The sequence below is a fragment of the Chryseobacterium luquanense genome (genome assembly GCF_026460945.1).
GTDB classification, from domain to species: domain Bacteria; phylum Bacteroidota; class Bacteroidia; order Flavobacteriales; family Weeksellaceae; genus Chryseobacterium; species Chryseobacterium luquanense.
On the sequence record NZ_JAOVZV010000002.1, the window covers coordinates 154,741 to 162,561 of the forward strand.

Annotated in this window: 6 protein-coding genes and 1 other RNA gene; 4 read left to right on the forward strand and 3 right to left on the reverse strand. The window is 33.1% G+C overall.

The genetic code is table 11. The features are described 5' to 3' along the window. Positions 1-3: 3 nt before the first annotated feature. Positions 4-2,706 carry a valine--tRNA ligase gene (locus tag OEA66_RS04195; protein WP_267280203.1) on the reverse strand — a complete coding sequence of 901 codons (2,703 nt, stop codon included), beginning with the start codon at positions 2,704-2,706 and terminating at the stop codon, positions 4-6. A 128-nt stretch (positions 2,707-2,834) separates the two neighbouring features. Here OEA66_RS04195 and OEA66_RS04200 point away from each other — a divergent pair, with 128 nt between their 5' ends. Together OEA66_RS04200 and OEA66_RS04205 are read left to right on the forward strand one after the other, a co-directional pair. After that, positions 2,835-3,290, forward strand: a complete 456-nt coding sequence (locus OEA66_RS04200; protein ID WP_267264803.1) for a DUF1573 domain-containing protein — start codon at positions 2,835-2,837, stop codon at positions 3,288-3,290. A gap of 150 nt (positions 3,291-3,440) precedes the next feature. Beyond that, positions 3,441-4,310 (forward strand): polyphosphate kinase 2 family protein, encoded by an 870-nt coding sequence (locus OEA66_RS04205; RefSeq protein WP_267280204.1) that lies wholly within the window; start codon positions 3,441-3,443, stop codon positions 4,308-4,310. Positions 4,311-4,407: 97 nt separating this feature from the next. Here OEA66_RS04205 and rnpB read toward each other — a convergent pair. Continuing rightward, an RNA gene (rnpB, locus tag OEA66_RS04210) (RNase P RNA component class A) lies at positions 4,408-4,730 on the reverse strand. A gap of 162 nt (positions 4,731-4,892) precedes the next feature. Between rnpB and OEA66_RS04215 the strand changes: the two genes are divergently transcribed. Then, the gene (locus OEA66_RS04215; protein WP_034674450.1) at positions 4,893-5,384 is read left to right on the forward strand and encodes an RNA polymerase sigma factor; all 492 of its coding nucleotides are present in this window, start codon (positions 4,893-4,895) and stop codon (positions 5,382-5,384) included. Continuing rightward, positions 5,377-6,051: a DUF8845 family protein gene (locus OEA66_RS04220; RefSeq protein ID WP_267280205.1), complete on the forward strand. Its 675-nt coding sequence runs from the start codon at positions 5,377-5,379 to the stop codon at positions 6,049-6,051. Before OEA66_RS04215 ends, OEA66_RS04220 begins: the two co-directional genes overlap by 8 nt. A 63-nt stretch (positions 6,052-6,114) precedes the next feature. Here the strand turns inward: OEA66_RS04220 and rpoN are convergent, their stop codons facing one another. Next, positions 6,115-7,578: an RNA polymerase factor sigma-54 gene (gene rpoN, locus OEA66_RS04225; RefSeq protein WP_267280206.1), complete on the reverse strand. Its 1,464-nt coding sequence runs from the start codon at positions 7,576-7,578 to the stop codon at positions 6,115-6,117. Positions 7,579-7,821 lie beyond the last annotated feature (243 nt).

A 7,821-nucleotide genomic window follows, 5' to 3' on the forward strand; every position in this document is an offset into this window, starting at 1 on the left:
TTTTTATAAACTTTTCAACTTCTCTTCTAAAATTGCAATTTTATCCTGAGCATCTTTTTGTTTTTTACGCTCAGATTCTACAACTTCAGGTTTTGCGTTGGCAACAAATTTTTCGTTTGACAGTTTTTTATCCACAGAAATTAAAAATCCTTTTAAATATTTTATTTCTTCTTCAGTTTTTGTTTTTTCTTCTCCTAAATCTAAGTTTTCACTCAAAGGAATTGAAACTTCCGTAGAACCAACCAAAAATGTAAAGCTTGGCTTATCCGTTTTTGTTCCAAAGTGAATTTCTGAAACGTTAGCTAGTTTTCTGATAACAGATTCATTCGCTAATTCAGAAGCGTTTGTATAAATTTCAACTGCTTCTTTTGGAGAAATTCCTTTTGTCTGACGATAATTTCTAACTCCGGAAATGAATTCCTGAGCTGTTTCAAATTTCTTGATGATATCTTCATTAAATGATCCTTCTTTCTTTTGCTGAGAAATCATTAAAGCATCTTCTATATTTCTTTCGGAAATAGTTTGCCACAATTCTTCCGTTAAGAAAGGCATAAACGGATGAAGCAGCTTCATTAGTTCTTCAAATAAATAAATAGTTTTTGTATAAACTTCTTTAGAAATTCCTTCACCATAATTAGGCTTGATTGCTTCAAGATACCAACCGCAGAAATCGTCTTTAACTAATTTTTGAAGTAAATTTAAAGCGTCAGAAATTCTAAATTTGCTGAATTGATCATTTACTTCAACAATAGTTTTATCCAGTTGATTTTCAAACCATTCTATTGTCTGAATTTCAGTTTGATTGGCAGGTTTATCTTCATGATTCCAAATGTTGATTAAACGGAAAGCATTCCAGATTTTTGTTCCGAAGTTTCTTCCCAAATCGCAAAGAGGCGAAGTGTAAATTGCTTCCTTACCTTCCTCCATTCTTTGTTTTATCTGTTTTTCAGTTAAAGCATTTCCTTCTTCGTCAATCTGCTCAGAATCAAATTTCAAATCGTTTCCTGCTGCAGAACTCATCATAATCCCCACTCTTACTGCATCTGCACCATAACGTTCGATCAAATCTAACGGATCCGGTGAATTCCCAAGAGATTTAGACATTTTTCTGCCAATTTTATCTCTTACAATTCCTGTAAAATAAACATTTTTGAATGGAACTTCTTTTCTGTATTCCAATCCGGCCATAATCATTCTGGCAACCCAGAAGAAAATAATATCCGGACCAGTTACCAAGTCTGAAGTTGGATAATAATAATTGATATCCTTATTTTCAGGATTGTTCAACCCGTCAAAAACCGACATTGGCCACAACCAAGATGAGAACCATGTATCAAGAGCATCTTCATCCTGTTTTAGATTGTTGGTTGTTAGTTGTTGGTTGTTGGTTTTCTGCTTCGCAAGTTCTACTGCATCTTCTATGTTTTCTGCAACTACGAAATCATTTTCGCCGTCCCCGTAATAAAATGCAGGAATTTGCTGTCCCCACCAAAGTTGACGAGAAATATTCCAATCACGGATGTTTTCCATCCAATATTTGTAGGTGTTTTTAAATTTTTCAGGATAGAATTTTACTTCATCATCCATTACGACATCCAAAGCAGGTTTTGCAATTTCAGACATCTTTAAAAACCACTGAACAGAAACTTTAGGCTCGATAACTGCGCCTGTTCTTTCTGAAGTCCCTACTTTATTTACATAATCTTCTGCTTTCAACAAAAGATCTTTTTCTTCTAATTCTTTTGCGATTTGTTTTCTTACATCAAATCTGTTTTTCCCGGCATAATGTTGTCCTTGATCATTTAAATTTCCGTCATCATCCAAAGAATCAATCATCTGAAGATTGTGTTTTTTTCCGATTTCGTAGTCATTAATGTCGTGAGCCGGCGTAATTTTTAAAGCTCCTGTTCCAAATTCTATGTCAACATATTCGTCTTCAATAATTGGAACAACTCTGTTAACGATCGGTACGATTACATTTTTACCTTTCAGATGAGCATATCTTTCATCATTAGGATTGATACAAACGGCAGTATCTCCAAAAATAGTTTCTGGACGCGTTGTGGCAACCGAAAGAAACTCTTCTGTACCTTCGATCTTATATTTTAAGAAATATAATTTTCCGTTTTGTTCTTTGAAGATTACTTCTTCATCAGAAATATTGGTTTTCGCTTCTGGATCCCAGTTTACCATTCTGTAACCTCTATAAATCAAACCTTTATTGTATAAATCAACAAAAGATTTGATTACCTGCTGAGAAAGAGACTCTTCCATTGTGAAACGGGTTCTGTCCCAGTCACAAGAACAACCTAGTTTTTTCAACTGCTCAAGAATTGTTCCTCCGTATTTATCGGTCCATTCCCAAGCATGTTTTAAAAATTCTTCACGAGTGATATCCGATTTATTAATACCTTCAGATTTCAGTTTAGCAACAACTTTAGCTTCCGTAGCAATAGAAGCGTGATCTGTTCCCGGAACCCAACAGGCATTAAAGCCCTGCATTCTTGCACGACGAACCAAAACATCCTGAATGGTATTATTCAACATATGCCCCATGTGAAGAATTCCTGTGACGTTTGGCGGCGGAATTACAATCGTATAAGGTGGCTTTTCGTTGGGTTCTGAGTGGAAATATTTGTTCTCCAGCCAGTAATTGTACCATTTCTGTTCTGTTTCCTGTGGATTATACTTTTCTGAAATCTGCATAAATTCTGGTTTCTTTATCTTATAATCTGCAAAAATAGTTTAAAGTAAAAAAATGTAAGCATTAATTAAAATAATTTTTAACTTTGTTTCTCAAAATTTATCTAACAAACATATTAACATTCAAGAATATGAAAAATTTATTTGCAGGAATTGCATTATTCGGAACATTTGCATTAGCAACTGCGCAAACAATTACATTCGACAGAACTACTTATGAATACGGTACAATTAAGCCAAATGCTGATGGTACAAGATTCTTCACAGTAACAAATACTGGTGATAAGCCTTTGATTCTTTCAAATGTAAAGCCGTCTTGTGGATGTACTACTCCTGAATTTAGCCAAGATCCTATTGCACCCGGAAAATCTGCTAAAATTAAAGTTGGATATAATACAGCTAGCCCTGGAGCATTCAACAAAATGATTGAAGTATTTTCTAATGACCCAGTAAACAGCAGAAGCGTAATCTACATTAAAGGTGATGTGAACGCAAATGCTCCAGAACCAAAGCCATTAACTGCTGCAGAACAAAAAGCAAAAGCAAAAGCTGACAAAAAAGCGGCAAAAATAGCAGCTAAAAAATAATTTTTACTCAAAAAAATTCTTAAACCGTCTCAGTCGAGGCGGTTTTTTTGTTACATTTATATTTGATTTGCTAATGATTTGCTAGATTTTGGTTGATGGAATCAAGCAAATCATTAAAATTTAATTTTAAACTTTAAATATTTAAAAAATATGAATAATAATTTCTCAGATGATTTTTTAATTAAAGATAAATTTTCAATAAAAAAAACTTCAACAGAATACAAAGGAAAACTTACTAAAGAAGAAGGTGTACAAATATTAATTCAGGAAAAAGAAAAACTTCGGGAACTCCAGGAAAAATTATATGCCGATGGAAGTAAATCTCTTTTGGTTGTACTTCAGGCAATGGATGCAGCAGGAAAAGACAGCTTAATAGAGCATGTTTTTGGTGGAGTAAATCCGCAAGGTTGTAACGTGACAAGTTTTAAAACACCAAGCTCAAAAGAATATGCTCATGATTTTCTTTGGAGACATTATTTGGCTTTACCGCAAAAAGGGATGATCGGAATTTTCAACCGTTCTCATTATGAAAGTGTTTTGGTCTGTAAAGTACACCCTGAATATAATTTAAGCGAAAAAACCTGGGATTCAGTAAAAGATTTTGATAAAGAATTTTGGAATCAACGCTACGAAAGTATTAGAAATTTTGAAAAACATTTGGCTCAAAACGGAACAACCATCGTTAAAATTTTTCTTCACGTTTCGAAGGATGAACAAAAGAAAAGACTTTTAGACAGAATCAATGAACAGGAAAAAAACTGGAAATTCTCCGCCGCCGATCTACCAGAAAGAGCTTTATTTGATGAATATATGAGTTGCTACGAAACCGCAATTAATGAAACCTCAAAAGATGAAGCGCCTTGGTACGTAATTCCGGCTGATAATAAATGGTTTGCGAGGCTTTCGGCAATTCAAATCATCATTGATACTTTAGAAAAAATGAATCTGAAATATCCTAAGCTTTCTGAAGAAGATAAAGCAGGATTAGATGATGCTAAAAAACAGTTGGAAAGTGAATAAAAGAGCCAGCAAAAGTAAATGAAACAATCTAAATTGCTACGAATACATGAATATTTTTCTTTGAATTATTCGTTTATTTGTGGCAATTTTAATAAAAATCACGAGAAAATCTGTAAGCCGGATTTTGTACTTTAAAAAAGCGCCTGTTATTTATCTACGTTTTACATTACTGCAAAACTTGAGCTGATTACCCCTCGGCTTTCAGGACGAGCCGCCCCTATTTTCATTACTGAAAAGAACCGATATACTTATCATTGCACCGCAAAGAGTTTACCTGGTTTCACTACAGCCGAACTGTACTTGCTTTCTGTTGCACTTGTCCTACCCTCACGGATGACGGATGTTATCCGCTTTGCTGCTCTATGGTGTCCGGACTTTCCTACCCTTACCGAAGCAAGAATCAACAAGCCGACTTTCTCGTGGCTGCAAAGATATGTAAAATGCGAATAGTAATTCACATTTTGTGAATGATGAATAGTCAATTCACTTCCTTGTCAATTTTTAAAACCCTTAAATTGAATTTTAAAACTAAAATTTATAATTGACTAATAATTATTATCTTCGTGCCGTTATACATTTATTTTGATTTCTAAAGAAAAAGAGTTTGCGCAGCTTGTGAAAGATAATCAGGGATTGATTATCAAAGTTTCGCGTCTGTACACCAATTCGCTGGAAGACGAAGAAGATCTTTTCCAGGAAATTGTTTTACAGCTTTGGCGAAGCTATGATTCTTTTAAAGGAAATTCAAAAATTTCTACTTGGATGTATCGTGTTGCACTCAACACAGCAATCACTCTTTTCAGAAAAAAAAGTAAAAGTTTACAAACCAATGAGCTCGACATCAACCACAGAGATTTCATCGAGGATGATGATGACAAACAGCAGCAAATTTCACTTCTTTACACTGTAATCAAGACGTTACCCAATGTAGAAAGGGCAATTGTAATGATGTATCTCGATGACTTACCTTATAAGGATATAGCCGAAAACCTCGGTATTACAGAGGTAAATGCACGTGTGAAAATGAATAGATTAAAGAAAATCCTTAAAGAAAAAATGGAAAAACATGCCTGAATTTGATTTAGACAGCTTTAAGAAGACTTGGCAGGAACAGCCCGTTCAACCAAAATATAATGATAATGAGATTCTGAAAATGCTCAATAAAAAATCACGTAATTACATGAAATATATTTTCTGGATTAGTGTGGTGGAGTTTCTATTTTTCAGCGTTTTGGGTGTGTTTTATCTAATACAGAGTAACGAATCAGACAGCTTCCTGAATATTTTAGAGAAAATGGGGGTTCAAAAAGATAGCCAACTTGTTACTAAACTCGATAATATTTATTTGATTATAAAAATTTTAAGCCTTGTCGTTACCGGATTTTTTGTACTTAAGTTTTATCAAAACTACCGTAAAATAAAAATCGAAGAAGACCTTAAGTTGTTTATTATAAGAATAATTACTTTCAAAAAAACCGTAAATGCATTTATTTTAACCAACATCGGATTATTATTAATTCTAATAACTGCATTAATAGGATTTACTTTTTATATTTTAAATGCTCAAAGTATAGAACTCAACAGTTCTTCATTTACCGGTTTTATTGTTGGAATAATTGTAAGTACAATTTTGTGTGTGATATTAATTTGGATTTACTATCGTCTTGTATATGGGATTATCATGAGTAGACTCGATAAAAATTTAAATCAGTTAAAAGAAATAGAATCTCATGAAAATTAAAAATATTAATAAATATTTTGCATAAAAAAAAAGCATTTCAGATTTGAAATGCTTTTTCTATTTTTAAAGTTCTTTTCTCAATCTAGCAACCGGAATACTAAGCTGTTCACGATATTTTGCAATCGTTCTTCGGGCAATATTGTAGCCTTGTTCTTTCAGAATAACTACCAATGCATCATCAGTTAAAGGTTTTCTCTTATTTTCCTTACTTATTACTTCCTGAAGGTGATTTTTGATTTCTTTAGTCGAAACTTCTTCACCATCGTCATTAGTTAAACTGTCAGAAAACAAATCTTTAAGATAAAGAATACCATTTGGTGTATCAGCATATTTACTTTTCACAACCCTTGAAATTGTTGAAATATCGAAACCGGTAATATCGGCAATATCTTTCAGAATCATAGGTTTTAGAGACTTTTCATCCCCAGTAATAAAATAGTTATACTGAAATTTCACAATAGCAGTAATCGTCTGAAGCAAAGTATTCTGACGTTGATTAATAGCATCAATATACCATTTTGCAGCATCTAATTTTTGCTTGATAAATAAAGCTGCTTGTTTATGCTCAGATGATTTTTTATCGTGAGAATATGTTGTTAAAATATCTTTATACTCTTCAGAAACTCTCAAAGTTGGAGCATTTTTACTATTCAACATAGGAATAACTACCCCATCTTTCACCTGAATAACAAAATCCGGAATAATCTCTTGATTAATAGTAATTGTTTGGGTATCGAAGTTACCGCCAACTTTCGGAGATAATTTTGAAATTTCTTCTAAAGCATCTTTCAAATCTTCTTCCTCAATATCATATTTTTGAATGATCTTGTTGTAATGTTTATTGGTAAGTGCATCAAACTGAAATCTCAGAATGTTTGCAGCCAAAGAAACTGCTTTATCAGAACTCACTTTCTTTTCAATTTGAAGCAAAAGACACTCCTGCAAACCTCTTGCACCTACCCCTGAAGGATCAAGTTTTTGGATATAATTTTCAAGAATATCCTCTACTTTTTCTTTCGTGGTATAAATTCCTTGCGAAAAAGCCAAATCGTCGACAATTGCTTTGATCTCTCTTCTTAAATATCCATCTGTATCTAAATTTCCGATAATATATTCAGCAATTTTCAGATCTTCATCATTAATATTTATAAGATTTATTTGCTCCATTAAATAGTCATATAACGACTGTCCTTCTGTAAGCAAACTTTCATTGTCGAAATCCTCATCATCTGCAGAATAATTACTCGAAGCCGTCTTGTAACTAGGCTCATCATCGTATATATATTCGTTGACATCAAAATCAGTTTCGATGCTTTCTGTACCTTCACTTTCATAGTTATCCTCTAAAGAAGAGTATTCATCTTCTTTAGATTCATCTTTTGCTACTTCAAGTGCCGGATTTTCTTCAAGTTCCCTTTCAAGTTCCTCCTCAAACTCCAAAGTGTGAAGCTGAATCAACTTCATCAGCTGAATTTGCTGTGGAGCAAGTTTCTGTCCTAATTTAAGTTGTAAATGTTGTTTTAGCATATTCTACTTTGTGTTTGTTATCATAACATCTACGAATTTAATAATTTTTTTTGACAAAAACACGTTTAGCACGATTTTTGTAGTAATAAATTTATAAAGCCAAGACATTCGTGTTTTGGCTTATTTTGTTCACTAAAATACTTCATAAAATTAGGCAGAATAAAAAAAAAATTCATGAAGAGTTTAGAAGCTTTATCCGGCTATCTGCTATTACTCCTCGCTCCGCAGCTTTGCCAACTTCAT

Bases quoted from the DNA above. Each gene is read 5' to 3' on its own strand.
- OEA66_RS04205 (WP_267280204.1), top strand. From the start codon at position 3,441: ATGAATAATAATTTCTCAGATGATTTTTTAATTAAAGATAAATTTTCA.
- rpoN (WP_267280206.1), bottom strand. From the start codon at position 7,578: ATGCTAAAACAACATTTACAACTTAAATTAGGACAGAAACTTGCTCCA.
- OEA66_RS04200 (WP_267264803.1), top strand. From the start codon at position 2,835: ATGAAAAATTTATTTGCAGGAATTGCATTATTCGGAACATTTGCATTA.
- OEA66_RS04220 (WP_267280205.1), top strand. From the start codon at position 5,377: ATGCCTGAATTTGATTTAGACAGCTTTAAGAAGACTTGGCAGGAACAG.
- OEA66_RS04195 (WP_267280203.1), bottom strand. From the start codon at position 2,706: ATGCAGATTTCAGAAAAGTATAATCCACAGGAAACAGAACAGAAATGG.